23 protein-coding genes are annotated in these 26,857 nt (G+C 67.5%); 11 read left to right on the top strand and 12 right to left on the bottom strand.

Annotation, left to right across the window (positions count from 1 at the left end):
- Window positions 1-31: 31 nt before the first annotated feature.
- Genes LMF57_RS15105 through LMF57_RS15095 form a run of 3 tightly spaced genes read left to right on the top strand, consistent with a single transcriptional unit; the run spans window position 32 to window position 3,359 of the window.
- Window positions 32-1,063, top strand: a complete 1,032-nt coding sequence (locus tag LMF57_RS15105) for a homoserine O-succinyltransferase (protein ID WP_229290140.1) — start codon at window positions 32-34, stop codon at window positions 1,061-1,063.
- On the top strand, window positions 1,060-2,295 hold the full coding sequence (locus LMF57_RS15100; RefSeq protein ID WP_117311052.1) for an O-succinylhomoserine (thiol)-lyase: 1,236 nt from the start codon (window positions 1,060-1,062) through the stop codon (window positions 2,293-2,295). The genes LMF57_RS15105 and LMF57_RS15100 overlap by 4 nt, the downstream gene beginning before the upstream one ends.
- A complete protein-coding gene (locus tag LMF57_RS15095; protein WP_117311051.1) occupies window positions 2,292-3,359 on the top strand; it encodes a homoserine dehydrogenase in 1,068 nt (355 codons plus the stop codon). The genes LMF57_RS15100 and LMF57_RS15095 overlap by 4 nt, the downstream gene beginning before the upstream one ends.
- A 90-nt stretch (window positions 3,360-3,449) precedes the next feature.
- Here LMF57_RS15095 and LMF57_RS15090 read toward each other — a convergent pair whose 3' ends face one another.
- Both LMF57_RS15090 and LMF57_RS15085 read right to left on the bottom strand, forming a co-directional pair.
- Window positions 3,450-4,445 (bottom strand): alpha/beta hydrolase, encoded by a 996-nt coding sequence (locus LMF57_RS15090; protein ID WP_117311050.1) that lies wholly within the window; start codon window positions 4,443-4,445, stop codon window positions 3,450-3,452.
- A 110-nt stretch (window positions 4,446-4,555) separates the two neighbouring features.
- Window positions 4,556-5,938, bottom strand: coding sequence for an L-serine ammonia-lyase (locus LMF57_RS15085; RefSeq protein WP_025877828.1), 1,383 nt, complete (start codon window positions 5,936-5,938; stop codon window positions 4,556-4,558).
- Between the two features lie 101 nt (window positions 5,939-6,039).
- Between LMF57_RS15085 and LMF57_RS15080 the strand changes: the two genes are divergently transcribed.
- On the top strand, window positions 6,040-6,270 hold the full coding sequence (locus tag LMF57_RS15080) for a glutaredoxin family protein (protein ID WP_025877830.1): 231 nt from the start codon (window positions 6,040-6,042) through the stop codon (window positions 6,268-6,270).
- 89 nt (window positions 6,271-6,359) lie between these two features.
- On the opposite strand, the gene LMF57_RS15075 is transcribed toward LMF57_RS15080, so the two are convergent.
- Genes LMF57_RS15075 through LMF57_RS15065 form a run of 3 tightly spaced genes read right to left on the bottom strand, consistent with a single transcriptional unit; the run spans window position 6,360 to window position 8,149 of the window.
- The gene (locus LMF57_RS15075) at window positions 6,360-6,932 is read right to left on the bottom strand and encodes a YceI family protein (RefSeq protein WP_117311049.1); all 573 of its coding nucleotides are present in this window, start codon (window positions 6,930-6,932) and stop codon (window positions 6,360-6,362) included.
- A 3-nt stretch (window positions 6,933-6,935) separates the two neighbouring features.
- A complete protein-coding gene (locus LMF57_RS15070; RefSeq protein ID WP_117311048.1) occupies window positions 6,936-7,508 on the bottom strand; it encodes a cytochrome b in 573 nt (190 codons plus the stop codon).
- A complete protein-coding gene (locus LMF57_RS15065) occupies window positions 7,505-8,149 on the bottom strand; it encodes a YceI family protein (RefSeq protein WP_117311047.1) in 645 nt (214 codons plus the stop codon). Before LMF57_RS15065 ends, LMF57_RS15070 begins: the two co-directional genes overlap by 4 nt.
- A gap of 164 nt (window positions 8,150-8,313) precedes the next feature.
- Between LMF57_RS15065 and LMF57_RS15060 the strand changes: the two genes are divergently transcribed.
- Together LMF57_RS15060 and LMF57_RS15055 are read left to right on the top strand one after the other, a co-directional pair.
- Complete coding sequence (locus tag LMF57_RS15060) at window positions 8,314-11,859, top strand: ATP-binding protein (RefSeq protein WP_208081528.1); 3,546 nt, start codon at window positions 8,314-8,316, stop codon at window positions 11,857-11,859.
- 96 nt (window positions 11,860-11,955) lie between these two features.
- The gene (locus tag LMF57_RS15055) at window positions 11,956-15,486 is read left to right on the top strand and encodes a hybrid sensor histidine kinase/response regulator (RefSeq protein WP_229290139.1); all 3,531 of its coding nucleotides are present in this window, start codon (window positions 11,956-11,958) and stop codon (window positions 15,484-15,486) included.
- Window positions 15,487-16,103: 617 nt separating this feature from the next.
- Here the strand turns inward: LMF57_RS15055 and mdtD are convergent.
- The 5 genes from mdtD to LMF57_RS15030 all read right to left on the bottom strand — a co-directional run bounded on the left by mdtD (window position 16,104) and on the right by LMF57_RS15030 (window position 20,736).
- A complete protein-coding gene (gene mdtD / locus LMF57_RS15050) occupies window positions 16,104-17,513 on the bottom strand; it encodes a multidrug transporter subunit MdtD (protein WP_025876990.1) in 1,410 nt (469 codons plus the stop codon).
- A gap of 92 nt (window positions 17,514-17,605) precedes the next feature.
- Complete coding sequence (gene hemE, locus LMF57_RS15045) at window positions 17,606-18,688, bottom strand: uroporphyrinogen decarboxylase (protein WP_229290138.1); 1,083 nt, start codon at window positions 18,686-18,688, stop codon at window positions 17,606-17,608.
- 28 nt (window positions 18,689-18,716) lie between these two features.
- Complete coding sequence (locus LMF57_RS15040; RefSeq protein ID WP_117311043.1) at window positions 18,717-18,956, bottom strand: WGR domain-containing protein; 240 nt, start codon at window positions 18,954-18,956, stop codon at window positions 18,717-18,719.
- Window positions 18,957-19,084: 128 nt separating this feature from the next.
- Entirely contained in the window at window positions 19,085-20,197 is a 1,113-nt protein-coding gene (gene aroB, locus LMF57_RS15035; RefSeq protein ID WP_117311042.1) for a 3-dehydroquinate synthase, read from the bottom strand.
- The gene (locus tag LMF57_RS15030; RefSeq protein ID WP_208081391.1) at window positions 20,194-20,736 is read right to left on the bottom strand and encodes a shikimate kinase; all 543 of its coding nucleotides are present in this window, start codon (window positions 20,734-20,736) and stop codon (window positions 20,194-20,196) included. Before LMF57_RS15030 ends, aroB begins: the two co-directional genes overlap by 4 nt.
- A gap of 98 nt (window positions 20,737-20,834) precedes the next feature.
- Here LMF57_RS15030 and LMF57_RS15025 point away from each other — a divergent pair, with 98 nt between their 5' ends.
- On the top strand, window positions 20,835-21,038 hold the full coding sequence (locus LMF57_RS15025; protein WP_025876997.1) for a dodecin family protein: 204 nt from the start codon (window positions 20,835-20,837) through the stop codon (window positions 21,036-21,038).
- 6 nt (window positions 21,039-21,044) lie between these two features.
- Here the strand turns inward: LMF57_RS15025 and LMF57_RS15020 are convergent, their stop codons facing one another.
- Complete coding sequence (locus tag LMF57_RS15020; RefSeq protein WP_229290137.1) at window positions 21,045-21,872, bottom strand: kinase; 828 nt, start codon at window positions 21,870-21,872, stop codon at window positions 21,045-21,047.
- A gap of 40 nt (window positions 21,873-21,912) precedes the next feature.
- On the opposite strand from LMF57_RS15020, the gene pdxH reads away from it, so the two are divergent.
- Together pdxH and LMF57_RS15010 are read left to right on the top strand one after the other, a co-directional pair.
- Window positions 21,913-22,512 carry a pyridoxamine 5'-phosphate oxidase gene (pdxH, locus tag LMF57_RS15015; RefSeq protein ID WP_229290136.1) on the top strand — a complete coding sequence of 200 codons (600 nt, stop codon included), beginning with the start codon at window positions 21,913-21,915 and terminating at the stop codon, window positions 22,510-22,512.
- Between the two features lie 9 nt (window positions 22,513-22,521).
- Window positions 22,522-22,869 carry a hypothetical protein gene (locus LMF57_RS15010; protein ID WP_208081388.1) on the top strand — a complete coding sequence of 116 codons (348 nt, stop codon included), beginning with the start codon at window positions 22,522-22,524 and terminating at the stop codon, window positions 22,867-22,869.
- Between the two features lie 123 nt (window positions 22,870-22,992).
- Here LMF57_RS15010 and prpR read toward each other — a convergent pair whose 3' ends face one another.
- Window positions 22,993-24,576, bottom strand: coding sequence for a propionate catabolism operon regulatory protein PrpR (gene prpR / locus LMF57_RS15005; RefSeq protein ID WP_229290135.1), 1,584 nt, complete (start codon window positions 24,574-24,576; stop codon window positions 22,993-22,995).
- 156 nt (window positions 24,577-24,732) lie between these two features.
- Here prpR and prpB point away from each other — a divergent pair, with 156 nt between their 5' ends.
- A complete protein-coding gene (gene prpB, locus LMF57_RS15000) occupies window positions 24,733-25,626 on the top strand; it encodes a methylisocitrate lyase (RefSeq protein ID WP_229291398.1) in 894 nt (297 codons plus the stop codon).
- A 35-nt stretch (window positions 25,627-25,661) separates the two neighbouring features.
- On the top strand, window positions 25,662-26,819 hold the full coding sequence (prpC, locus tag LMF57_RS14995; RefSeq protein ID WP_229290134.1) for a 2-methylcitrate synthase: 1,158 nt from the start codon (window positions 25,662-25,664) through the stop codon (window positions 26,817-26,819).
- Window positions 26,820-26,857 lie beyond the last annotated feature (38 nt).

The raw sequence follows: 26,857 nt of genomic DNA, 5'->3' as shown, positions 1-26,857 counted from the left end.
TCGATGGCCGATTTCCCCAACGGAACCCGCCATGAGCTTCGCCACCAGCACCGTGCTTCGTCCCGAACCCTTTGTCCCCGTCAGCGTGCCGGTCGATGACCGCGTGCACGCCGAGCGCGGCGAGTTCGCCGCCGTGCTGTCGATGCGTCATGCCGGCCCCTGCCCGGTGCGGCTGCGCTATGAGTGGGTCGGTCCGGTCAGCGCACCGGTGGTGGTGCTGGCCGGCGGCATCTCCGCGCACCGCCATGTGGCCGCCAATGCGCAGTTCAGCGAGAAGGGCTGGGCCGAAGGCCTGGTCGGCAGTGGCCGCGCACTGGATCCGCAGCAGCTGCGCGTGCTCGCGTTCGATTTCATCGGCGCCGACGGTGCGTTGGATGTGCCGATCGATACCGCCGACCAGGCCGATGCGCTGGCGCTGCTGCTGGATCACCTCGGCATCCGCGCATTGAAGGCATTCGTCGGCTATTCCTACGGCGCGCTGGTCGGCCAGCAGTTCGCGATCCGCCACCGTGCCCGGGTACGCCAGCTGGTGCTGGCCAGCGGTGCGCACCGCCCGCACCCGTATGCCGCCGCCTGGCGTGCGCTGCAGCGCCGTGCCGTGGCGCTGGGCCAGCTGCAGTGTGGCGAAGACCACGGCCTGGCGCTGGCCCGCCAGTTCGCCATGCTCAGCTACCGCACACCGGAAGAATTCGGCGAACGCTTCGACGCCGCACCGGAGGTGGTCAATGGCCGCGTCCGTGTCGCGGCCGAAGATTACCTCGACGCCGCTGGTGCGCAGTACGTCGCGCGCACGCCGGTCAATGCCTACCTGCGCCTGTCCGAGTCGATCGACCTGCACCGCGTGGATCCGAGCGCGATCCTGCCGCCGACCGTGGTGGTTGCCGTTGAAGGCGATCGCCTGGTGCCACTTGCCGACCTGGTCGGCCTGGTCGAGGGACTGGGCCCACGCGGCAGCCTGCGCGTGCTGCGCTCGCCCTACGGCCACGACGCCTTCCTGAAAGAAACCGATCGCATCGACGCGATCCTCGCCACCGCCTTCCGCACTTCTGGAGAGTCCGCATGAGCCTGCACGCCGCTGAACCGTCCTGTTGTCGCACCACCGCCGCCGTCCGCGCCGGCATCGATCGCGACACCGCCCATGGCGCGGTCACGCCGCCGATCGTGCTGTCGTCGAACTTCAGCTTTGAAGGCTTCGGCAACAAGCGCCAGTACGACTACACCCGCAGTGGCAATCCCACGCGCGACCTGCTGGGTGAGGCGCTGGCCGAACTGGAAGGCGGCGCCGGCGGTGTGGTGACCGCAACCGGCATGGGCGCGATCAACCTGGTGCTGAACGCACTGCTGCAGCCCGGCGACACCCTGGTGGTGCCACACGATGCGTACGGCGGCAGCTGGCGCCTGTTCAACGCGCTGGCAAAGAAAGGCCATTTCGAACTGGTCACCGCCGACCTGACCGACCCGCGCGCGCTGGCCCAGGCCCTGGCCACGCAGCCGAAGCTGGTGCTGGTGGAAACCCCGTCCAACCCGCTGCTGCGCATCACCGACCTGCGCTTCGTGATCGACGCGGCGCACAAAGCCGGTGCGCTGGTGGTGGTCGACAACACGTTCCTGTCGCCGGCATTGCAGCAGCCGCTGTCGTTCGGCGCGGACCTGGTGCTGCACTCCACCACCAAGTACATCAACGGCCACAGCGACGTGGTCGGTGGTGCGGTGATTGCCCGCGATCCCGCCGTGCATGAACAGCTGGTGTGGTGGGGCAATGCCCTGGGCCTTACCGGTTCGCCGTTCGATGCGTTCCTGACCCTGCGCGGCCTGCGTACGCTGGATGCACGCCTGCGCGCGCACCAGGAAAACACCGCCGCGATCGTGGCGCTGCTTGATGCGCATCCTGCGGTGGCCAAGGTCTACTACCCGGGCCTGGCCGATCATCCGGGCCACGCCGTTGCCGCGCGTCAGCAGAGTGGTTTCGGCGCGATGCTGTCCTTCGAACTGGCCAGCTGTGCCGGCGATGATCCGCATGCTGCTGTACGTGCGTTCGTCGATGGCCTGCGTTACTTCACGCTGGCCGAGTCGCTGGGAGGTGTGGAGAGCCTGATCGCTCATCCGGCGACCATGACCCACGCCGCGATGACTGCCGACGCACGCGCGGCTGCGGGCATCAGTGAAGGCCTGCTGCGTCTGTCGGTCGGTATCGAGGGTGAGCGCGACCTGCTGGCCGATCTGGGCAGCGCGCTGGCGCGCGCCGAGGCGGTGATCGATGCGGTGGCGCGCGGCAAACAGGTGGCAGACGCATGAGCGCTTTGCCTGTCGAGATTCCGCTGCTGGGTACCGGCCGCCTGGCGCTGCTCGGAACCGGCACCGTCGGTTCGGCCTTCGTGCAGCGCTACCAGGCGTTGCAGGCGCGTGGGCTGGAACTGCCCAGCGTGCAGTGGCTGGCCAATTCACGCACCGCGCTGGCGATCGACCGCGATCTGGCGTTGCCGCTGGAACTGGCACGGCGTGCGCCGCGTGATGGGCAGAGTTTGCCGCCGTGGGCCAGCGCTGAAGGACTGGAGCGTGGCGACGTGGTGGTCGATGCCACCGCCAGCGAAGATGTAGCGGCGCGCCACGTGCAGTGGTTGGCGCGCGGTGTGCACGTGGTGACCGCCAACAAGCTTGGCCGCGGTGCGCAGCTGTCGCGCGCGCAGGCCATTGCCGATCGTTGCGCCGACAGCGGTGCGCGTTACGGCGATAGCGCCACCGTCGGCGCCGGCCTCCCGTTGCTCAGCAGCCTGCGCGCGCTGGTTGCCGGTGGCGATCACATCCATGCCATCGAGGGCGTGCTTTCCGGTTCGCTGGCGTGGCTGTTCAATCGTTATGACGGCCAGTCGCCGTTCTCGGCGGCGGTGCGTGAAGCGCTGGCGGCCGGCTACACCGAGCCGGACCCACGGCTGGATCTTTCCGGCGAGGATGTGCGCCGCAAGCTGTTGATCCTGGCCCGCAGCAGCGGATTGGCGCTGGACGCGTCGCAGGTGCAGGTCGACTCACTGGTGCCGGATGCGCTGGCTGCGCTGCCGCTGGAAGATGCAGTGAATGCGCTGGAGCAGCTGGATGCGCCGCTGCAGGCGCGTTGGCAGCAGGCGCGCGACAACGGCCGGGTGCTGCGTTTTGTCGGGCGCGTCGATGGCGAGGGTGCGCAGGTGGGCCTGCGTGAGCTGGCTGCCGACCATCCGCTGGCGCAGGGCGCGGGCACCGACAACCGCGTGGCCATCCACAGTGATCGCTACCGCGCGCAGCCGCTGTTGATCCAGGGGCCGGGCGCGGGTGCGGAAGTGACCGCAGCGGCGCTGCTGGATGACGTGCTGCGGATCGTGGGGTGAGCCCAGCCGCCGCTGCGCTCGCCGGGCGTGGCCCGGCGCTACCCACACCGATCCTCGTAGCGCCGGGCCATGCCCGGCGGTTATGGAACTTCAACGCGCCTTGAGCGTCTTCAACAATGCGGCATTGAACTGCTTCGGGTCCTGCACCTGCGGCGAATGGCCCAGTGCCGCGAACTCGACCAGGGTCGAGCCGGGTATCGCCGCCGCTGCCGCTTTGCCCAGTGCCGGGTAGTTGCCCAGCGTTGCCTTCAGTTCGGGCGATGCCTGGTCACGGCCGATCGCCGTGCGGTCCTTCTGGCCGATGAACAAGGTGGTCGGCACCTGCAGGTTCTTCAGTTCGTAGACGACCGGTTGGTTGAACACCATGTCCGAGGTCAGTGCCTGGCTCCAGGCCACCTGCTGCTTGCCCGCGCCTTCGTACATGCCCGACTGCATGCGCGCCCACGGTTCATACGCCGGCTTCCACTTGCCGTCGTAGTACACATCCAGCTGGTAGCGTCGGATGCTGTCATAGCTGATGTTCATTTCGCCGGCATACCACGCGTCCACGCTGCGCCAGGGCACGCCCAGCGCCTTCCAGTCTTCCAGCCCGATCGGATTGACCAGCGAAAGACTGCGCATGTCCTGCGGATACATCAGCGCATAACGGATGGCCAGCATGCCGCCCATCGAATGGCCGACCACATGCACCGGTACATCACCCAGCTGCAGCTGCTGCAGCAGCGCATGGGTATTGTCGGCCAGCTGCCCGAACGAATACTGGTAGCGCTCGGGCTTGCTGGATTTGCAGAAACCCACCTGGTCCGGCGCGATCACCCGGTAGCCTGCCGCCACCAGCGGCTTGATCGTCTCCTTCCAGGTTGCCGCGCAGAAGTTCTTGCCATGCAGCAGCACCACCACGCCGATCGGCTTCTTCTTCGGCGCAACATCCAGATAGGCCATCTCCAAGGCCTGGCGCTGCGATTCCAGTGCAAAGGTCTTCACTGGATAGCCGTAGTCGAAGCCCTCCAGCCGCGGCCCGTAGGTTGGCGCAGCGAGAGCGGACAGCGGAAGGCAGGCGAGCAGGGCGGTGGCGATCACGCGCATGGGACATTCCGGGGCAGGGGGATGCCCGAGCCTAACCGGAAAACGGTGACGGTGTTGTCCGGTCGAGATCGGCACTGCAGAGCCGGGTCGATGCCCGGCCCTGCCGACCATCAGCACTCGATGACGTTCACCGCCAGGCCGCCGCGGCTGGTTTCCTTGTACTTGTCCTGCATGTCGCGGCCGGTATCGCGCATGGTCTTGATGACCTTGTCCAGCGACACCTTGTGCTTGCCGTCGCCGCGCATGGCCATGCGCGAGGCGTTGATCGCCTTCACCGCACCCATCGCGTTGCGCTCGATGCACGGAATCTGCACCAGGCCACCGATCGGATCGCAGGTCAGGCCCAGGTTGTGCTCCATGCCGATCTCCGCCGCATTCTCGATCTGGCTCGGGTTGCCACCCAGCGCCGCGACCAGGCCGCCGGCGGCCATCGAACAGGCTACGCCGACCTCGCCCTGGCAGCCCACTTCGGCGCCGGAGATCGAGGCGTTTTCCTTGTACAGGATGCCGATCGCCGCCGAGGTCAGCAGGAAGTCGAACACCCGCTGTTCGTTCGCGCCCGGGCAGAAGCGGTCGAAGTAGTGCAGCACCGCCGGCAGTACACCCGCCGCGCCGTTGGTGGGTGCGGTGACCACGCGGCCACCGGCAGCGTTCTCTTCGTTCACGGCCAGTGCGTACAGGTTGACCCAGTCCAGCGTGGTCAGCGGGTCGCGCATCGCCGCTTCCGGCTTCGACGACAGCTCGCGGTACAGCGCCGGCGCGCGGCGGCCCACTTTCAGGCCACCCGGCAGCACGCCTTCCTCGCGGATGCCGCGCGCCACGCAGGCCTGCATTGCGCTCCAGATCTCGCGCAGGTTGTCGCGGATCTCGTCCTCGCTGCGCCAGCATTTCTCGTTCTCGAACATCAACTGGGCGATGCTCAGGCCACTGCGCGCAGTCTGCGCCAGCAGCTCGTCGCCGCTCTTGAACGGGTAGGGCAGCGGCGTTTCGTCAGGCACGATACGGTCATCGGCCGCATCGTCCTGGTTGACCACGAAGCCACCACCGACGGAGTAGTAATCGCGGGTGGCCAGCACTTCGTCATCGGCGTTGTACGCAGTGAAGCGCATGCCGTTGGTGTGGTAGGGCAGCTTCTGCCGCTTGTTCAGGCCGAGGTCGCGTTTTTCATCGAAGGCGATCTCGTGCTGGCCCATCAGCATGATCCGCTTGCTGCTGCGGATGCGCTCCAGCGTGGACGGAATGATGTCCGGGTCGATCAGGTTCGGACGCTGCCCTTCCAGGCCGAGCAGGATCGCCTTGTCGGTGCCGTGGCCGCGACCGGTCAGTGCCAGCGAGCCGTACACGTCGGCACGAATGCGCGCGACCTGCGCAAGCTTGCCCGGGTCGAGCAGCCACCGATGGATGAAGCGCTCGGCGGCCCTCATCGGCCCGACGGTGTGCGAGGAGCTCGGGCCAATGCCGATCTTGAAAACGTCGAACGTGCTGACAGCCATGGTTGCCGTACTGCGGGTACCGGGAGAGACCGCTATTCTAGCGGCTCACGCCGCACTTCCATGACTGCGGCGCAGCATTTCCGCCAAGGGAGCAAACCCCGGTGTTGACCCTGTTCCAGCGTGACGACTGCCATCTGTGTGACATGGCCCTGGCCGAACTGGCCAGGGCGCGGGCGCCCGAGTTCGAATCGGTGTTCCTCGATGACCAGCCTGCGCTGGAGGCGCGCTATGGGGCGCGGGTGCCGGTGCTGCGCGATGAGCGCGGCGGGCGGGAGCTGGACTGGCCGTTCGATGCGGCCACGGTGCAGGCCTGGCTGTTGGCGGGCAGGTAGCGCCGGGCCGTGCCCGAGCGCGAAGCGCGAAGCGCGACCAGCGATGGAAGCCGCCGGGCATGGCCCGGCGCTACCAGGACGAAGGCGTCTTACTTCGCGTCGAACTTCACGATCGTGCTGATCGCGGTTTCGTCCGGAATGGTCTTGGTATCAGCCCAGTCGCCGCCACCGACACCGAAATCCAGGCGCTTGACCGTGGCCTTGCCGGTGAGCACCGGCTGCGCGCCGGGCTTCCAGGTGAAAGTGAAGGTGACCGGCTTGCTCACGCCGCGCAGTTCCAGCGTGCCATCGGCGGCGAACTGGTCGTTGCCGAGTGCGCGGAAACCCTTGGCGGTGTAACGCGCGGTAGCAAACTTGCCGACGTTGAAGAAGTCCGCGCCCTGCAGAGTGGAGTCGCGGTCGCTGTTGCCGCTCTTGGCGCCGGCCAGCGGAATCACCACGTCCAGCGAACCTGCGGACGGATTGGCCGGGTCGAAGCTGAGCTTGGTGGCAAAGCCCGGGAAGCTGCCGGTGAACACTTCACCGTCGTACTTGGTGGCAAAGGCCAGGAACGAACCGGCACCCGGCGCCTGGGCGTAATCGGCGGCGAGCACCGGTGCAGTGACGAGCATGCCGGCGAGGGCGGCGGCCACAGCGGCCGGGGTGGTCAGTTTCAGGTTCATCTGTCAGTCCTTCTGGGGAGAGGCGAGCCAGCCACGCGGCAACATCCGGGACAGGGTGGCATCGCGCTGGAACAGGTGGTGGTAGAAGGCAGCACCGGCATGGGCCAGCACCACCGCGATCAACAGCCAGAAGCCGTATTCGTGCAAAGCATGGGATACCGCCACGACCTGCGGGTCCGGCCCGCTCAGCTTGGGCACGTCGACCAGACCGAACCAGCGGAACGGACGCAGGCCGCTGGCCGAGTCGTACAGCCAGCCCGACAACGGGATGGCGAACATCAGCACATACAGCAGCACATGGGTGGCGCTGGCGATGCGCTCCTGCCAGCCCGGCACGCCGGGTACCGGCCTGGGGGCACCGGCATACAGACGCCAGCCCAGGCGCAGCACCACCAGTGCCAGCACGGTGATGCCGATCGACTTGTGCGCGGTATAGACCCAGAAATACTTGGGCGTCTTCGGCAGCTCGCCCATGGTCAGGCCGACGATGCCCAGGGCGAGAATCAGCAGTGCGATCAGCCAGTGCAGGGTCTGGCTGACACTCCCCCAGGCGGCAGGGGTGTTCTTGGCGGTCATGAAGGGTCCTTGGTGGCCGTCTGGCTGTCGGAGTGGGGTTGGGGAGTGGGAGTTCCCGCACGGTCGCTGCGGTCGAGCGTGGCTTCAGCCTCGATCCGTACCTGCACCGCATCACCGATCACGCCCGGCCAGGCGGTGATGCCGAAGGCACGCCGGCTCAGCGTGGTGGTGGCCGAGAAGCCGGCCGTACGCCGGAAGGGCGGCAGCGGATAGCGCTTGATCTGGTTCAGGGTCACTTCCAGCGTGACCTCCTGGTTGACCCCGCGCAGGGTCAGCGTGCCGGTCACATGGGCATGTGTGGCGTCGATCGGTTCGATATGGCGGGAGACGAAGCGGGCGGTAGGGAAGCGTTCGCCATCGAGCAGGCTGCGCGCCAGGGTTGCCTCGTTCCACTTGGCATCACCAAGGTCCAATCGCGACACCGGGATCTCGACGTCCAGTGTCGCATCGCGCCAGTTGTCGCTATCGAACTGCAACTGGCCCTGGCTTCCGGAGATCGTACCCAGCGCCTGCGAATAGCCGGCATGGTCGATCGCAAACAGCACACGGGTGTGCACCGGATCGATGCGGTAGACCTCGTTGCCTGCCCAGGCGGGGGCCACGGCAAGCAGCATCGGCAGCAGGGCCAGGCAGTGGCGCATCGGCGGGGGCTCCGGGAAAAAGACCGTTCGATCATACCCATAGCCTCCGCGCAACGCTGTGTGCACGGCTGCAACAGTTCGTGGTGCCGATGCGGCCGGAAACAGGCTGTTGCAGCGATGGCTGCGGCCCTGTGTGACAATCGGCACAGGACAGGGGGTTCAGGATGAAGAGCGGCTGGCGCCGGTGGTGCCAAGGCATTGCAGGAGCAGGTCTGGTGCTGTTGGCGCTTTCGGCTGCAGCGGCGACCTTGGACATGGCCGGTGAAACACCGCGCCTGCGCCGTTTCGGCGCGGCCGAGGGATTGCCCTCGCGCATGGTGGTGGCGCTGGCCGAAGACCGGCAGGGCCGCGTGTGGGCCGCCACCGACGGCGGCCTGGCCCGCTATGACGGCGGTGAGCTGCGGGTCTGGCAGCACGACCCGGCACAACCGGATTCGCTGCCCGGCAACGAGATCGAAACCCTGCTGGTCGACCCGCTCGACCGGGTATGGGTTGGCATCAACGGCAAGGGGCTGGCCCGGCTGGATGCCGACCGCGAACGCTTCAGGACCTTCGATTCCGTCACTGAGGGGTGCCAGGGACAGTTCTGGACCCTGGCCTATGCCGAGGATGCGCTATGGGTCGGCAGCAGCAGCCATGGGGTCTGCCGCGTCGGCGAAGATGGCTCGCTGCGCCATTTCCAGCATGATCGGGCGCAGCCCGGTGGTCTGCCGAGTGACACCGTCTTCAGCAGTCTGGTGGATGCACAGGGACGGCTGTGGGTGGGCACCGAAGCCGGTGTGGCGCGCTGGAACGGCCATGGCTTTGAAGCCGTGGCGCCGCGCGAACTGGCGGCGGTGAGCGTGCTGCGGCTGAGCCGCGATGCCGATGGCGCGATCTGGGTCGGTACCCAGAACGACGGCCTGTACCGCATCGATGCGCAGGATCGGGTGACGCGACCGGCCTGGGCCGACAGTGCCCGCCTGCGCTCGGCACTGGTGCTGCCCGACAGGCACGGAGGCTACTGGGTGGGAACGTCCGATGGCCTGCTGCGTGGTGACGACCAGGGGTTGCGCAGGTTGGAAGGCGACCGTGGCAGTGGTTTCCTGACCGGCCATAGTGGCGTGCTCGACCTGATGCAGGACCATGAGGGAGGCCTGTGGGTCGCACTGCTGACACAGGGCCTGGCCTACCTGCCGCCCGACTGGCGACGCTTTTCGACCTGGTACCAGTTCGATGGCAAGCCGCTGGACAGCCAGTACCTGTTGAGCGCTGCCAGCGACGGTCGCAGCTACTACGTCGGATCTGCCCATGGCGTCTACCAGATCGATGCACACGGGACGTTGCGCCTGCTGGCCAGCGACCGCGAACTGGGCAGCGGCGCGGTGTGGTCGGTGCTGCCACGTCCCGACGGCAGGCTGTGGCTCGGCCGCGCGGGGCGCATCAGCGTCTACGACCCCGCCACCGGTGTGCTGCGCGACTGGCGCATTGGCGGTGGCGCCGACCTTCGGCAGCGGATCGATCTGATGCGGCAGGCCCCCGATGACACGGTCTGGGTATCGGTGATGAACCTGGGCCTGCAACAGCGCAGTGCCGACGGCCGGCTGCTGCGCAGTTTCGACGGCGCTACGCTGCGAGGCAGCACCGACGCGCCGGTCGAGCAGATCCGCTTCGATGCCAGCGGGCACGCCTGGGTGGTCGGGGAAATGGGCATCTGGCGCGAGCAGGGAGATCGCTTCGAAGCGGTGCCCGGCGTTTCCAGGGGGCCCATCTACGATCTGGTATGGATCGATCCCCGGCAGTTGTGGATCGCACGCCAGGGCGCATTCGAGCGCTACCAGTGGGATGGCCTGAGCCTGCGCCTGATCCAGCGCGTCGATGCCAGTGCCGGCGTGCCGCCGATCAGCATGGGAGGGCTGGCCCTGGCCCGCGACGGCCAGTTGTGGGCGACGACGCCCCGCGGCCTGCTGCGCTGGGATCCGAAGCAGCGTCGCCTGCAGATCTTCAATGAGCGCGACGGCCTGCTCGATGCCGAGTTCACCGGACGCCCACCGGCGATCGATGCCGATGGCCGCGTGCTGGCCGTTACCCAGACCGGCATGGTGGGCTTCGATCCGAATGCTGCCGACGCCGAGCTGCCACCCTCGCAACTGGTGATCGCGCAGGTTCGCGTCCGTCGCGATGATGCGCGCGGCTGGCAGCCCTTGCCGAGCTCCGGCCTGCTGTTGCTGGGGCCCGACGACCGTGACCTGCAGATCGATGCACGGCTGCTGTCCTACGCCAACCCGCAGGGCAACCGCTACCGGTTCCGCGTGCAGGGATACGACCAGAACTGGGTGGAACAGGGCGGGGACGGTCAACGCACGTTGTCGCGGTTGCCGCCCGGCACCTACGCCATCGAGGTGCAGGCCGCGACGGCCAGTGGTCCGTGGACGCCCTCGCAGCAGTTGCGCATCAAGGTACTGCCGCCCTGGTGGCGCAGCGGCATGGCGATCTTCGGCTACGTGATGCTGGGCTCGCTGTTGCTGTTGGCGTTGCTGTGGTCGATCCGCAGGCGGTTGCGGCGACGCCAGCAGTGGCAGTTGACGGTGCACAAGCAGCAGATCGCCGAGCAGGCATCGCAGGCCAAGAGCCGCTTCCTGGCGACCCTGGGCCACGAAGTACGCACGCCGATGACCGGGGTACTGGGCATGAGCGAACTGCTGCTGGCCACCGAACTGGACCCGGTGCAGCGCAGCTATGCCGGCTCGATCCAGCAGGCCGGCAGCCATCTGCTGCGGCTGGTCAACGATGCATTGGACCTGGCCCGGATCGAGGCCGGCCGGCTTGAACTGGACATCCGCCCGTTCGACCTGGGCGGACTGCTGGACCAGGTGCAGGCGTTGATGCAGCCGATGGCACGGCAGCGCAGGCTGGCGTTCCAGCGCGGGCAGGCATTGCCAGGCCCGATCTGCGTCAGTGGCGACGAGATGCGCATCCGCCAGATCCTGCTGAACCTGCTGGGCAACGCGATCAAGTTCACCGAGCGCGGCCATGTCGGCCTGGCGGCGCGCCTGGATGAGGATGGCGGTGCGGTGACGTTCGAGGTCAGCGACAGCGGGCCGGGCATCAATGCCGAGCAGCAGCAGCGCCTGTTCCACCGCTTCGAACAGGCCGACGGCCCGCGTACCGCCTCGCGCTACGGTGGCAGCGGGCTGGGCCTGGCGATCTGCCAGGAACTGGCGGTGGCGATGGGCGGCCGTATCGATGTCGACAGCCAGCCGGGGCGTGGCGCACGCTTCGCAGTGCGGCTGCCGCTGCCTTGGAGCCGGCAGCAGGCCTCCGGCCCTGGCGAGGCAGTGTCGCCGACGCTGCCTGCACTGCGCATCCTGCTGGTCGAGGATGATGCCACCGTTGCCGAGGTCATTGCCGGGCTGCTGCGCAGCCGTGGCCATGAGGTGGTGCACGTGCTGCACGGCCTGGGCGCGCTGTCGGAGATATCCACCGAGGGGTTCGATGTTGGTCTGCTCGACCTGGACCTGCCGGCGCTCGACGGCACTGCCATTGCCCGCCAGCTGCGCGCGATGGGCTACGAGCTGCCGCTGGTGGCCGTTACCGCGCGCTCGGATGCCTATGCCGAGGCGCAGGTGCTTGCGGCCGGATTCGATGGTTTCCTGCGCAAGCCGGTGACCGGCGATCTGCTGGTGGCGGCCATTGCCCAGGCACGCAGCAAGCGCCAGATCATCAGCTGAGCACGGCATCCTGCGGCGTGATTCGCGCAACTTTCGGTTTACCATGCCGACGCCCACGGTGTGGGCATCATCAACAGCAGCGTGAGGAGGCCATCGGTGGTGTATCTGCGGGCAGTGACGCTGCTGATCCTGCTGCTGTGCTGCCTGGTGCCCGCTGCCGCGCAGCCGGTGCCGCCTTCGCCGCGGCAGGTCACCGTGTTCGACGGGTTGCCATCGAACACCGTCAACCGCATGGCCGAGGACCGCTACGGCTACCTGTGGATTGCCACCAACGATGGCCTGGCCCGCTACGACGGGCGCAACTACCGCATCTGGCGTTCCGAAGACGGCCTGCGCGACAACCGCATCTGGAGCGTGCTGGTCGATGCCCGCAACGAGCTGTGGATCGGCACTGAAAATGCCGGCCTGGTGCGGATGTCGGCCGATCGCCGCCAGCTGCGCTTCTACGACCGCAGCAGCCAGCCGCTGATGGGCAGCAACACCGTCTGGAGCCTGGCTGCGACACCGGATGGCGCGATCTGGTTCGGCACCCACGAGGGTGGCCTGTACCGGCTGGACAGCAATGACCGTCTGCAGCGGTTCCTGCCCGAAGCGAACAACCCGCGCAGTCTGCCGGCCGCGTCGGTGCCCTACCTGGCCACGCTTGCCGATGGCAGCCTGTGGGTCGGCACCAAGCATGGCGTGGCGCGCTGGACCGGAACCGATTTCGAACGCATCGGCGGCGACCTGCTGCCCAGCCTGCTGATCAATGGACTGACCGCAGAACCGGACGGCAGCCTCTGGATCAGCACGCTGGCCGGGGCCACGGTGCGGCGCCCGGATGGCCGTTTCGAACCGGTGCCCTGGACCTTGCCCGCCGGCGACCAGGTGCTGGGCATGATGCTGCGCGACGAGCAGGGCGGGCACTGGCTGGACACGCGCAGCGGCCTGGGCCGGGGCATCGATGGCCGCTACCAGAACGTACCGCTGTACAGTGCCATCGCCCGTGGCCTGGTGCGGCCGAACTGGACCGGCGCCTATGAGGACCGCGAAGGCGGCATCTGGCTGGCCAGTACCAATGCCGGCCTGTGGCACCTGCTTCCGCGCTGGTGGCAGTTCTCGGTGTTCTCGCGGCTGGAGGATGATCCCTCCTCGCTGCGCAATTCCTATGTGCTCGGTACCAGCCCCTCCAGCAATGGTGGGGTGTGGACGGTCGGCAGCCACGGCGCGCTGGACCGTTTCAATCCGCGCACGGGCGTGATCGAGCAGCACCGCACCTTCGTCAACGGCATGCACTGGCTGACCTCGGTGCGCGAAGACCGGCAGGGCCAGGTGTGGGTGGGCTCGACCGACGCCCTGATGCGCTACGACCCGCGTCGTGGCGAGCTGCGGCGCTGGGGGCGGGACTCGGGCGCGGACGCGACCATGGAAGGCAACATCGAGGCGATGATGACCTGCGATGGCGACAGCCTGTGGTTGATGCTGTCATCGGGGCTGCAGCAGCGTGATCTGGACGGGCACGTGCGCCGGCGGCTGGAAAACGGCCAGGACGGTCTGCAGGCCGGTCAGCTCAATCTGGACGTGGAATGCGGCCCGCAGGACCGGATCTGGCTGGCCAGCAGCCGCGGCCTGCTGCAATGGCTGCCGGATGCACAACGCTTCCAGCCGGTGCCCGGTGCGCCGGCCACTGCGGTTTATGCCCTGCACGTGGGCAAGGACGGCCAGGTCTGGTTGTCCGAGGATGGTCGGCTGTCGCGGTATCTCTGGAGCCAGGGCCGGCTGGAACGGCAGGCGGTAGTTGGCGCCGAGCAGGGCTATCCGGCGATTTCCGCTACCGGCCTGGTGGTCGACGCGCAGGGCGTGGCGTGGGCCACCAGCGCCCGCGGCCTGGTGCGGGTGAGTGCCGATGGCGAGAGCGTACGCCTGTACGGAGTGCACGATGGGCTGCCCAGCCAGGAGTTCCGCGAACACACCCTGATCGCCTCCTCGGCGGGGCGCATGGTGGCGGGTACCCCCGCCGGTGTGGTGGTGTTCGATCCCGAGCAGGTGCGGCCTTCCACCCGCCGTGCGCCGCTGGTGATCGAGCGGGTGGAGGTACGCCGCAACGAGCAGTTGCTGGACCTGACCCATGACTCGCCGTTGCAGATCGCCGATGGCGACCGCGACCTGCGTATCGTCGCGCGCCTGTTGTCCTTCGCCGATTCGGCTTCCAACACCTACCGCTACCGGTTGGCCGGCTACGACCCGGATTGGGTCGAGGTGGGCCCGGCAGGCGAGCGCCTGTTCTCGCGCCTGCCACCCGGCGCCTACCGGCTGGAAGTGCAGGCGCGCTCGGCCGACCACGTGTGGTCGCGGGTGCAGACCCTGGAATTCCACGTGCAGCCGCCATGGTGGCGCAGCTTGTCCGGCCTGCTGGTGCTGGCCTCGATCGGGTTGCTGCTGACCAGCTGGTTCGCCTGGTTGTACCGGCGCCGGCTGCAGCGCCAGCACGCCTACCAGCTCGCCCTGCACAAGCAGGATCTGGCCGAACATGCATCGGCGGCCAAGACGCGGTTCCTCGCCAATCTCGGCCATGAAATCCGCACGCCGATGACCGGCGTACTTGGCATGAGCGAACTGCTGCTGGCCTCGCCGCTGGATCCGCAGCAGCGCGGCTATACCCAGTCGATCCGGCATGCGGGTGAGCATCTGCTGCACCTGGTCAACGATGCGCTGGACCTGGCGCGGATCGAATCGGGGCGCCTGGAACTGCAGTCCAATGCGTTCGGTCTCCATCGCCTGCTGCAGGATCTGGCCGCACTGATGGGGCCACTGGCTGCACAGAAGGGCCTTCGGTTCATCCTCGACAACCAGTTGCCTGCAGGGCTGCAGGCGACCGGTGATGCGATGCGGGTGCGGCAGATCCTGCTCAACCTGCTGTCCAACGCGGTCAAGTTCACCAGCCGCGGCAGCATCACGCTGCACGCGCGTTGCGAGGACGGGCCGCGTGGGCTGTATTTCGAGGTGCGCGATACCGGTCCAGGCATCAGCCAGGAGCAACAGCAACGGTTGTTCCGGCGCTTCGAGCAGGCCGAGGGTGCGCGTACCGCGGCGCAGTACGGCGGCAGCGGCCTGGGCCTGGCGATCTGCCGCGAGCTGGCACTGGCCATGCAGGGCCGCATTCGCGTGGAAAGCCAGCTGGGAAGTGGCACCTGCTTCGGTGTCAGCCTGCCGCTGCCGCTGCAGCAGGGTGCGGCCAGCGACGGAGGTGCCGACAGTGACGCCGCCGCTGCTGTGGTCAACATGCCGCCGCTGCGGGTGTTGCTGGTGGAGGACGATGCGACCGTGGCCGATGTGATGTGTGGCCTGCTCACCACCCGCGGCCATGAGGTGGTCCACGCGGCCCACGCACTGGCCGCGCTGCGTGAAATCAGCGCGGGGGATTTCGATGTCGGCCTGCTCGATCTGGATCTGCCGGGCCTGAGCGGTTTCGAACTGGCCCAGCATCTGCGCAACCAGGGTTACACGCTGCCGCTGCTGGCAGTGACCGCGCGCACCGACCCGGACCTGCAGCAGCAGGTGGAAGCGGCCGGCATCGGTGGTTTCCTGCGCAAGCCGGTGACCGGTGAGCTGCTGGTGGAAGCGATCGCCCGCGTGCTGGGGCGGTAGGGGTTCGGCAGGGCTGCGCCCTGCACCTGCCGAATCGACGGCAAAGCAAAAGCAAAAGCTGGCATTCCGTGGGATGGCGGGGTGGGGCCGGTTGCGGGGGACGCCGTGAATACGTCCTTGTAGGCTTGGCCGCGGCATCCATGCCGCGGACACCCCCGCAACCGGACCCACCCCGCCTTCGACAGATTTCCGAGAACTCTCGGAATGGCATGGCCTGCTCTTGGTGGGTGTCGACCTTGGTCGACACGTAGATCCACGCCATGCGTGGATGAATCTCCGTCGAAATCGAATATTTCGACAATTGAAAGAACAGCATCCGCGCATGGCGTGGACCCATCAGCCACCGGAAAACTGTCAGAGGTGGGGCGGTGTCGGATTGCGGGGTGTCCGCGGCATGGGCCCGAGGCATGCCTCGGGCGGGCTGGGCAGGACGCCCAACCCCGGTCTTGCCGTGTGCGCAGGAAAGCGCACACGAGCAAGCGGCTGCCAAGCCTACAGGGACGTACTTGCGGCGTCCCCGCAATCCGACACCGCCCCGCCATCCCACGGAATGCCCGCTGTTGCTGTTGCCGTTGCTTCGGCCTCTGCAGGTGCAGGGCGCAGCCCTGCCGAACCCTCTACTCCGCTACTTCTTCTACCTGGCGCGGCTCGGGCTTGGTGTCGGGCAACTGCCAGAAGATCAGCGTCGAGGTGAGCGTGATCGCGCCCACGCACAGGAACGTGGCATGCAGTGCCGCCGTCGCGCCATGGCCTTCCAGCTGCGTGCCGAATGCGGCCAGCAGGCTGCCTGCGGCGGCTGCACCGAAGCCGGCGGCGAGCATCATCACCATCGACAGCAGGCTGTTGCCGGAACTGGCGAACTCACGGTCGAGGTCGCGCAGGGTGACGGTGTTCATCACGGTGAACTGCAGCGAATTGACCGCACCGAAGAACGCCAGCTGCAGCAGGCGCACGGCCAGGTGCTGGCCCGGTGTCATCAGGATGAAGCTGGCCATCGCCAGGCCGACCAGCACGGTGTTGGTCATCAACACGCGGCGATAGCCGTAGCGTTCAACCAGTTTCACCGCCAGCTTCTTCGACACCATGCCTGCGGCGGCCACCGGCACCATCATCAGGCCGGCGTTCATCGGCCCGAGGCCAAGGCCGACCTGCAGCAGCAGCGGAATCAGCATCGGCATGGCACTGCTGCCGATGCGCGAGAACAGGTTGCCGAGAATGCCGATGCGGTAGCTGGGCACGCGGAACAGTGCCAGGGAGAACAGCGGTGCCGTTGAATTTGCCGCGTGCAGCCAGTAACCGACCAGCGCGGCCAGGCCGGCCACGGTCATCAGCATCACCAGCGCGTGTGGTGTACCGAGCCCGGAAATCCCATCCAGTGCCAGCGACAGCACCACCATCGCAAAGGCCAGCATGGCGTAGCCGCGAAGGTCGAACCGGGTGCGGTGGCTGGCGTAGTGGTCGGGCATGATCTTCATCGCCGCGATGAAGCCGATGACGCCGATCGGCAGGTTGATCAGGAACACCCAGTGCCACGAGGCGATCTCGACCAGCCAACCACCCAGCGTCGGGCCGATCAGCGGACCCACCAGTGCGGGAATGGCGATGAAGCTCATCGCACGCAGGAAGTCCTCGCGTGGCACCGAGCGCATCACCGCCAGGCGCCCGACCGGCAGCAGCATCGCGCCGCCGATGCCCTGCAGTACGCGCGCGGCCACCAGCTGATGCAGCTGCTGCGCCATTGCGCAGGCCAGCGAGCCGAGGGTGAACAGGATGATCGCCACCAGGAAGGTGCGTCGGGTGCCGTAGCGGTCGGCGATCCAGCCGGAGGCGGGAATGAAGGTGGCCACTGCCAGCGCGTAGCTGAAGACCACCGACTGCATCTGCAGGGGGCTTTCGCCGAGGCTGGCCGCCATCGCCGGCAGCGCCGTGTTGACGATGGTCGAGTCCAGCATCTGCATGAAGATCGCCAGCGAAACCAGCCACAGCAGGGGACGCTGGCGGGTGTAGGTCGATGGCGCTGTGGACATGGGGCGTGGCCGGTGCAACGTGGGGGGCGCCATGATCGCGCACTGCGGGTCACGGCGCGATCAACATCGCGCCGTGATTGCCTGCGCGATGCTCAGCGTTGGCTGTGTGCGTGCACTGCGTCGACCAGCACCTGTACATGGGCCGGGTCCATGTCCGGCGACATGCCGTGGCCGAGGTTGAACACATGGCCCTCGCGCGAACCACCGTTGCCGGCGGCATAGGTATCGAGCACGCGTGCGGCCGCCGCGGCGATCGCATCAGGCGAGGCATACAACGTGGTCGGGTCCAGGTTGCCCTGCAGCGCTACGCGGCCACCGGTGCGGCGCAGCGCTTCGTCCAGGTCCAGCGTCCAGTCCAGGCCGAGCGCATCGGCGCCGGTCTGCGACAGCGCTTCCAGGTGCAGGCCGGTGCCCTTGCCGAACAGGATCAGCGGCGTGCGCTCGCTGCCTTCGCCGCGCTCCAGGCCTTCGGCGGTGCGCTGCAGATAGCGCAGCGAGAACTCGCGGTACATTGCCGGCGACAGCACGCCGCCCCATGTGTCGAACACCTGCAGGGCCTGCGCACCGGCCGCGCGCTGTGCGCCGAGGTAGGCAATCACCGCGTCGGTGGTTACCTCCAGCAGGCGGTGCAGGGCCTGCGGATGGTTCAGCGCCATCGCCTTGATGCGCGCGAAATCCTTGCTGCCGCCGCCTTCGACCATGTAGCAGGCCAACGTCCACGGGCTGCCGGAGAAACCGATCAGCGGCACCTGGCCATCCAGTTCGCGGCGGATCAGGCGCACCGCGTCCATCACATAGCCCAGGTCCTGCTCCATGTCCGGCACCGCCAGCCTGACGATGGCCGCTTCATCGCGTACCGGGTGGCGGAACTTCGGGCCTTCGCCTTCGACGAAGTACAGCTCCAGGCCCATGGCATCGGGAATGGTGAGGATGTCCGAGAACAGGATGGCCGCGTCCAGCGGGAAGCGGCGCAGCGGTTGCAGGGTGACTTCGCAGGCGATCTCCGGGTTCTTGGCCATGGCCAGGAAGCTGCCGGCCTTGGCCCGGGTGGCGCGATATTCCGGCAGGTAGCGGCCGGCCTGGCGCATCAGCCAGACAGGGGTGCAGTCCACCGGTTCGCGGCGCAGGGCGCGCAGCAGGCGATCGTTGCGGAGAGGGCTGGTCACAGTGGGCATTCCTTGGGCGAAAAGAGCAGCGGCGCAGTCAGTCGCCGTGCGAAAGAATCTGGAAGCCCCGATGCAGTTCGGCATCGCGGGCCTTGTCGTAGGCGTGGCGGGCTTCGTCGGCCGTCAGGTACAGCTCGCGCCGCAGCTGCGAGCGGGCGCCGACGCGGCCGGATTCACGCAGCAGTTCCCAGCCGCCGAACAGGTCCGGGACCAGGGTCAGGCGCAGGAAGCGCGGTGCCTGGGCACCGTCGGCGGATTGTTGCAGGTGGACGTGCATGGCAGCGATTGTAGCGGGGGCGAGGTGAGCCCTGCCGCAACGCTGATCCGGTAGTGCCGGCCGCTGGCCGGCAACCCCATGAAACCTCCCCGGCAGCGCCGCGCCATGCCCGGCGAACGCGGAAGCGGTCAGCCTGCGCCCAGCACCTTCAGTACCGCCGCTTCATCCACGTCCGGTACCACTTCGGCGCGGCCCATGCCACGCCACAGCACCAGGCGCAGGCGGCCGGCCACGTTCTTCTTGTCCAGGCGCATGCGGCCGAGCAGGGCCTGCGGGTCCAGCCCGGCGGGGATTGCCACCGGCAGGCCAAGCTGTTCCAGCAGCGCCTGCAGGCGCACCCGGTCGGTGTCCTCGGCCAGACCCAGGTGGGTGGAGAGGCGGGCCGCCAGCACCATGCCCACCGCGACGGCTTCACCGTGGTTCAGTGCATCGCGCCCCGGCGCGGAGTAGCCCTGTTCGGTTTCGATGGCGTGGCCGAAGGTATGGCCAAGATTGAGCAGGGCGCGTTCGCCCTTCTCGAAGGGATCGCGCTCGACGATGGCGGCCTTGTGCCGGCAGCTGCGGGCGATGGCCTCGGCGATGACCGCATCCTCGCCGGCCGCCAGTGCCTCGGCATGCTGCTGCAGCCACTCGAAGAACACCGCATCGCCCAGTGCGCCGTACTTGACCACTTCGGCCAGGCCGGCGCGCAGCTCGCGCGGCGGCAGGGTAGCCAGCACGCGGGTATCGGCGATCACCGCACGCGGTGGGTGGAACGCACCGACCAGGTTCTTGCCGGCCGGGATATCCACGGCGGTCTTGCCGCCCACCGAGGAGTCGACCATCGCCAGCAGCGTTGTCGGCAGCTGCACGCAGTCGATGCCGCGCATCCAGCAGGCTGCGGCAAAGCCGGCGAGATCGCCGACCACACCACCACCGAGGGCGAACACGCAGGCATCGCGGGTCGCGCCGAGCGCGGCCAGCGCCTCGATGACCGAGCCGAACTCGGCCAGGGTCTTGGAGGCTTCGCCGGCGGCCAGCACATGCTCACCCAGGATCAGGTCCGGGCGTGCGGCCAGCAGGGCCTGCTTGGTGGCATCCAGATAGCGCGGCGCAACCTCGCTGTCGCTGACCAGCAGGACATGGCGGCCACGCACATGGCTGGCCAGTGCGGCGCCGTCGGCCTGGGCGCCGGCACCGATGGTGATGGAATAGGGACGGTCGCCGCCAACGGCGACCTGCAGCAGGGCAGGGGAGGTCATGCAGTGGGGTCCTGTCGCTGCCAGTGCGTGGCCAGCCTGACGACAAGCTGGGCAGTAGCATCGGCGGCGGTAAACGGGTCGGTATCAAGAGTGACATCGGCGAGGTCGCGATACAGCGGGTCGCGATGCGCGGCCAGATCATGCAGCACCTGTTCGCGGTCCGGCCGCTGCAGCAGTGGCCGGGCCTTGTCGCGTGACAGGCGCTCCAGCTGGGCTGCGACGCTGACCCGCAGGTAGACGACAAAGCCTCGCTTGGCGATCAGGGCGCGATTGTCCGGGTCAAGCACGGCACCGCCGCCGGTGGACACCAGCTGGCCACGGCCGGCCAGCACCTGCGCCAGCGCCTGGCGCTCATGGGCACGGAAGCCGGCTTCGCCGGAATGCTCGAAGATCGTGGGAATGCTGGCCCCGGTCGCATCGACGATGGCTTGGTCGACGTCGACGAAGTCCAGCGTGAAGCGCTCGGCGAGGCGGCGGCCGATGCAGGTTTTACCGGCACCCATCGGGCCGATCAGGATCAGGTTCGGAGCGGGATTCATGCCCTCTGATGCTAACACCTCCGTGCCTTGGCCTTTACGTTCTTCACGTCAGGGTGGAGGTTCCTGCGGGGTATCCCGCGCCTGATGGAGTGCCTGCCATGTCGGTTGCCAAGGTCATCGAAATCAATGCGTCCTCGCCCAAGAGCGTGGAGGACGCAGTGCGCAGCGGTTTGAAGAAGGTGTCCGGGACGGTCAAGGGCATCCAGGGCGCCTGGATCAACGAGACCAAGGTGGTCACCGACGGCAACGGTGAGATCACCGAATGGCGGGTGAACCTGCGGGTCACCTTCCTGGTGGAGTGAGGCTGCTCAGCGCAGCCCTTGCACCTGGCGCTGGGCATCCAGCGCCACCACCCGGTCGGCAATGGCCGGCAGCGCACGCAACGCCTGCCGGCTGACCCGCTCGTAGTACTGCACGAAGCGCTCCAGCTGGGGGCGGTTCATGCCGTGCCGCCCCGGCTGGGCCGCCTGCAGGTTCTGCTCCTGCTGCCAGCGCCAACGCGGCACCACCGAAAAATCAGGGGGTTGCAGGAACCACAAGCGGTCGCAACGCTGCCACAGCGCCGGATACTCGCGGGCCAGCGCCTGGTTGCACCAGCGCCGCCACCGGCCATCGGCATCGGCCTCGCGCTCCAGGGCGTTGAGCGGGACATCCAGTTCGGCATCGTCCTGCGCCGGGGTGCCCAGGAACCAGCCCTCGAACACCAGCAGGTCCAGCGGCGTTTGCAGCTGCGGCCACTGCGCTTCGGGCAGGCGCTCGTCGGCCAGCTTGTCGAAGCGGGGCAGGGCCAGGGGCTGTCGTGCGGCCACTGCGTCCAGTACCGCATGTGCCAGCGGCAGGTCGTGGGTGCCCGGTGGGCCGCGGGTGATCAACAGCGGATGCACCTGCCGGGCCAGGCGCTGGCGTTGTGCGCGGGTCAGGTAGACATCGTCGATGGACAGCGTTGCGGCGTTCAGGCCACGCGCGTGGGCACGGGCAACCACCTGCGCGGCCAGCGTCGATTTGCCGCTCCCCTGCAGGCCGCTGATCGCCAATACTGGAACGGCTGTGCTGCTGCCCAGCGCGTCATCCAGCGCCTGCTCGACCACTGTTTCGGGGAATCCTTTCACCTGGGGCATGTACGCAGCGGCGACCATGCCGCCACAATAGCCCAAACCGTGTGAGAAGAATGCTGTCATGAGCGACCTGTACGCCGAAGCCCTGTCGACCTTTGCCGCCCTTTTCGAAGAAGCGAAACAGAGCCGCGAAGTCGAGCCCAATGCGATGACCGTGGCGACCGCCGATGTGCAGGGTCGGCCATCGGCGCGCACCGTGCTGTTGAAGGCGTTCGATGAGCGCGGCTTCGTGTTCTACACCCACCTGGACAGCCACAAGGGCAACGAGCTGCAGGCCAATCCGCAGGCGGCGCTGCTGTTCCTGTGGCGCAGCCTGCGCGAGGCCGGCATCCAGGTGCGCATCGAGGGACGCGTGGAGCAGGTGGCCGATGGCGAGGCCGACGCCTATTTCGCCAGCCGTCCGCGCATGAGCCAGATCGGCGCGTGGGCGTCGCTGCAGTCGAAGACGTTGAACTCGCGCGAGGAGTTCGACGCGCGTGTGGCCGAGGTCGAGGCGCGCTTCGAGGGCAAGGACGTGCCACGCCCGGACGGCTGGAGTGGACTGCGGGTGGTGCCTGACCGCATCGAGTTCTGGTACGGCGCGCAGTTCCGCCTGCACGAGCGCTGGTGCTATGAAGCCGGTGCCGAAGGGCGCTGGAGCAAGCGGCTGTTGTACCCGTAAGGCACCGCGATGCAACGCGTGCCGCTGTATCGCGTGGTGGTGTTCGTGCCGGTGCCTGCGCTGGAGGCGGTGAAACAGGGCATCCTCGCAGTGGACGCGCTGCTGGCCGGCGATTACGAGCACGGCATGTGGTGGTCCGCGCCGGGGTTTGAACAGTTCCGGCCACGCGTGGGTGCGATCCCCGCGCAGGGCGAGGTGGGGCAGACCGAGGTGGTCGACAGTGTGCGGCTGGAGTTCTGCCTGCCGCGCGATCCGGCACGTCTGCGCCGTGTGTTCGAGCAGGGCATCGTGGCGCATCATCCCTGGCAAATGCCGGTGGTGCAGGTGGAAGAGATCGAGCTGCTGTTGGCCGGGTAGATCCACGCCATGCGTGGATGGGGTACTTGGAGAAGGCGGTGCGATCCGAAGTTCGCACCCACCAGGCATCGGTCTGTTCGCTCCTGCCTTGCATCGGTTCTGCACCAACCAGACGGCAGGACGTTACAGCCCCACCGCGCGCAGCCATCGCCACAGCGTGGTGCGTGACACCCCCAGCGCCTGCGCCATGCCTTCGCGGTCATTGCGGTGTTCCTGCAGCAGCGCTTCCAGCTGCGCACGTGGTGGGCGTTTGCCGTTGCTTTCCACCGGCAGTGTGGTGGCGCCTTCGTTCACCAGCTCCGGCGCCAGCTGCAGCAGGCGCGCTGCATCGATCAGGCCGTCGCCGGGCTGCCAGTGGATACGCAGGCGATCAACCAGATTGCGCAGTTCACGCACATTTCCCGGCCAATCGGCAGCGCCAAGTGCTGCGAGCGCTTCTTCGTCCAGCGGTGCATCAATGCCGCGCAGCTGACGGAAGAAATGCTGCGCAAGCAGCGGGATGTCATCGCGCCGCGCACGCAGCGGTGGCAGTGCGATGCGCAGCGCGGCCAGCCGGTAATACAGGTCGCGGCGGAAGCTGCCAGCCGCCGCGCGCTGCTCAAGCGATTGCAGGGTGGCGGCGACCACGCGCAGGTCGACCGGGGTCGGTTCGGTGGCGCCCACGCGCAGCACTTCGCGTTCTTCCAGCACCCGCAGCAGGCGGGTCTGCAATGGCAGCGGCAGTTCGCCGATCTCGTCCAGGAACAACGTACCGCCATCGGCCGCCTCGACCAGGCCGACGCGCCCCCCGCGACGCGCACCGGTGAAGGCGCCGTCGCTGTAGCCGAACAGTTCCGCTTCCAGCAGTGATTCGCTGATCGCACCGCAGTTCAGCGCAACGAAGCGACCGCGACGACCGCTGGCGGCGTGCAGCTGGCGTGCAACCAGTTCCTTGCCGGTGCCGGTCTCGCCGGTAACCAGTACGGTGCTGTCGTGCGGGGCGTACAGCGCGATCTGTGCGCGCACGTCGGCCATCGCATTGCTGTCGCCGAGCAGGGCATGCGCATCGTTGCGTGCGGCGGTGCGGCGGCGCGGAGCAGGCCGGCTGCCGCCGGAGCGGGCCATGGCCTGGGTCAGCTCCAGCGCATGCTCGAACGCCTGCCGCACCGAATCAGCCGAGTACAGCAGCACGCCGGGCAGTCCGGCCTGTTCGGCATGGTCGATGGCCATGCCGGTGCCGACGATCACTTCGATACCGTTGGCGCGCAGGTCGGCGATGCAGTCGCGGGCATCTTCGCGGGTGACGAAGCGGCGGTGCTCGATGTCCAGGCCGAAGCTCTGCTGGAAGCTGCTGAACACCGGCACGTCGCTGGCATGGGTGACCAGGCCGATGCGTGGGGCGATGCGGCGGGCGCGCGCCAGCGCTTCCATCAGGTCGAAGCCATTGGCGTGGATCGGTACCAGCGGCAGGTCCAGGCGACCGCGCAACCAGGCCGCGTTTGAGCCGCCGGCAATCACCACGTCGCAGTGCTCGCGGCGCAGGCGCTGGCCGATCACTTCCACGGCCTCCTCGAAGCCCAGGTTGATCTGCTCGATGCGCGCGCGGCGGTCGAATTCGGGAATGACATCGCCCAGCAGGCCGGTCAGGCGCGAGACGCTGACCGTCCAGATCACCGGGCGGCCGGGGTCGGCATCGGCGTGGCGCAGGGGCGAGCGGGGCAGGTACATGGTGCAGGGATCGGGAATGATGATGTTTCATGATACATCTGTTTCAATGTTTCATATGTTTCACTGCGGTTGACCGGTCATCGCCGTGAAATCAATCGCTTGCAGGTTGGCATGGTGCTTGCGCTTACCTCCCTGTTCTTCAACCTGGATCGCCGCATGACCGTTTCGACCCTCTCTTCCGCCGGTGCCCGCTTCCGCGGGGCGTTGGCTGCCGAATCGCCGCTGCAGGTGATCGGCGCGATCAACGCCAACCATGCGCTGCTTGCCAAGCGCGCGGGTTTTCGTGCCATCTACCTGTCCGGCGGTGGCGTGGCCGCCGGCTCGCTGGGCCTGCCGGACCTCGGCATCAACACCCTGGAAGACGTGCTGGTGGACGTGCGCCGCATCACCGACGTCTGCGACCTGCCGCTGATGGTCGACATCGACACCGGCTTTGGCCCGAGCGCGTTCAACATCGCGCGCACGGTGAAGTCGCTGATCAAGGCCGGCGCGGCCGCCTGCCATATCGAAGACCAGGTCGGCGCCAAGCGCTGCGGTCATCGCCCGGGCAAGGAAATCGTCTCGCAGGGCGAAATGGTCGACCGCGTGAAGGCCGCCGCCGATGCCAAGACCGATCCGGATTTCTTCCTGATCGCGCGCACCGACGCCATCCAGGTGGACGGCGTGGACAAGGCCATCGAACGTGCCATCGCCTGCGTCGACGCCGGTGCCGACGGCATCTTTGCCGAGGCCGCCTATGACCTGGATACCTACCGTCGCTTCGTTGATGCGGTGAAGGTGCCGGTGCTGGCCAACATCACTGAATTCGGCGCGACCCCGCTGTTCAGCCGCGACGAGCTGGCCTCGGCCGGCGTGGCCATCCAGCTGTTCCCGCTGTCGGCGTTCCGCGCCGCCAACAAGGCCGCCGAGAACGTCTACCAGACGGTCCGCCGCGAAGGCCACCAGCGCAACCTGATCGACAGCATGCAGACCCGCGAGGAGCTGTATGACCGTATCGGCTACCACGCCTTCGAGCAGCAGCTCGATGCGCTGTTCGCCGCCAAGAAATAAGCAGTACCCTGCACCATCAAGTTTCGGAGGGAAACATGAACGATACGACCGCAACCCCGACCTTCAAGCCGAAGAAGTCCGTCGCCCTGTCCGGCACCGCTGCCGGCAACACCGCGCTGTGCAGCGTCGGCCGTAGTGGCAACGACCTGCACTACCGTGGCTACGACATCCTGGACCTGGCCAACACCAGCGAGTTCGAGGAAATCGCCTACCTGCTGGTGCATGGCAAGCTGCCGACCCGCGCCGAGCTGGTTTCGTACAAGGCCAAGCTGAAGTCGCTGCGTGGCATTCCGGCCGCGGTGAAGGCCGCGCTGGAAGAACTGCCGCCGTCGGCGCAACCGATGGATGTGATGCGCACCGGCGTGTCCGTGCTCGGCTGCGTGGCGCCGGAGAAGGACGACCACAACCATCCGGGCGCGCGCGATATCGCCGACAAGCTGATGGCCTGCCTCGGTTCGATGCTGCTGTACTGGTACCACTGGAGCCACAACGGCCGTGCGATCGACGTGGAAACCGACGATGACTCCATCGGTGGCCACTTCCTGCACCTGCTGCATGGCGAGAAGCCGCAGGATTCGTGGGTGAAGGCGATGCACACCTCGCTGATCCTGTACGCCGAGCACGAGTTCAACGCCTCGACCTTCGCCTGCCGCGTCATCGCCGGCACCGGCAGCGACATGTACAGCGCGATCTGCGGTGGCATCGGCGCGCTGCGCGGCCCCAAGCACGGCGGCGCCAACGAAGTGGCGTTCGAAGTGCAGAAGCGCTATGACAATCCGGACGAAGCCGAGGAAGACATCAAGGCCCGGGTGGAGCGCAAGGAAGTGGTGATCGGTTTCGGTCACCCGGTCTACACCGTGTCCGATCCGCGCAACAAGGTGATCAAGGACGTCGCCCGCGAACTGTCCGAAGAGCAGTCGAGCATGAAGATGTACGACATCGCCGAGCGCCTGGAAACGGTGATGTGGGACATCAAGAAGATGTTCCCGAACCTGGACTGGTTCAGCGCCGTCAGCTACCACATGATGGGCGTGCCGACCGCGATGTTCACCCCCCTGTTCGTGATCGCCCGCACCGCCGGCTGGAGCGCGCACATCGTCGAACAGCGTATCGACGGCAAGATCATCCGCCCGAGCGCCAACTACATCGGCCCGGAAGATCGCGACTTCGTGGCCATCGACAAGCGTTCCTGATCATCGCCACTGTTGCACTGCTGCATGCATCCGGCCGG

This window comes from Stenotrophomonas sp. SI-NJAU-1 (assembly GCF_020883215.1).
Classification (GTDB): Bacteria; Pseudomonadota; Gammaproteobacteria; order Xanthomonadales; family Xanthomonadaceae; genus Stenotrophomonas; species Stenotrophomonas indicatrix.
The sequence above is the reverse complement of the archived record's forward strand: the minus strand, read 5'-3'. Positions and strand labels throughout refer to the sequence as shown.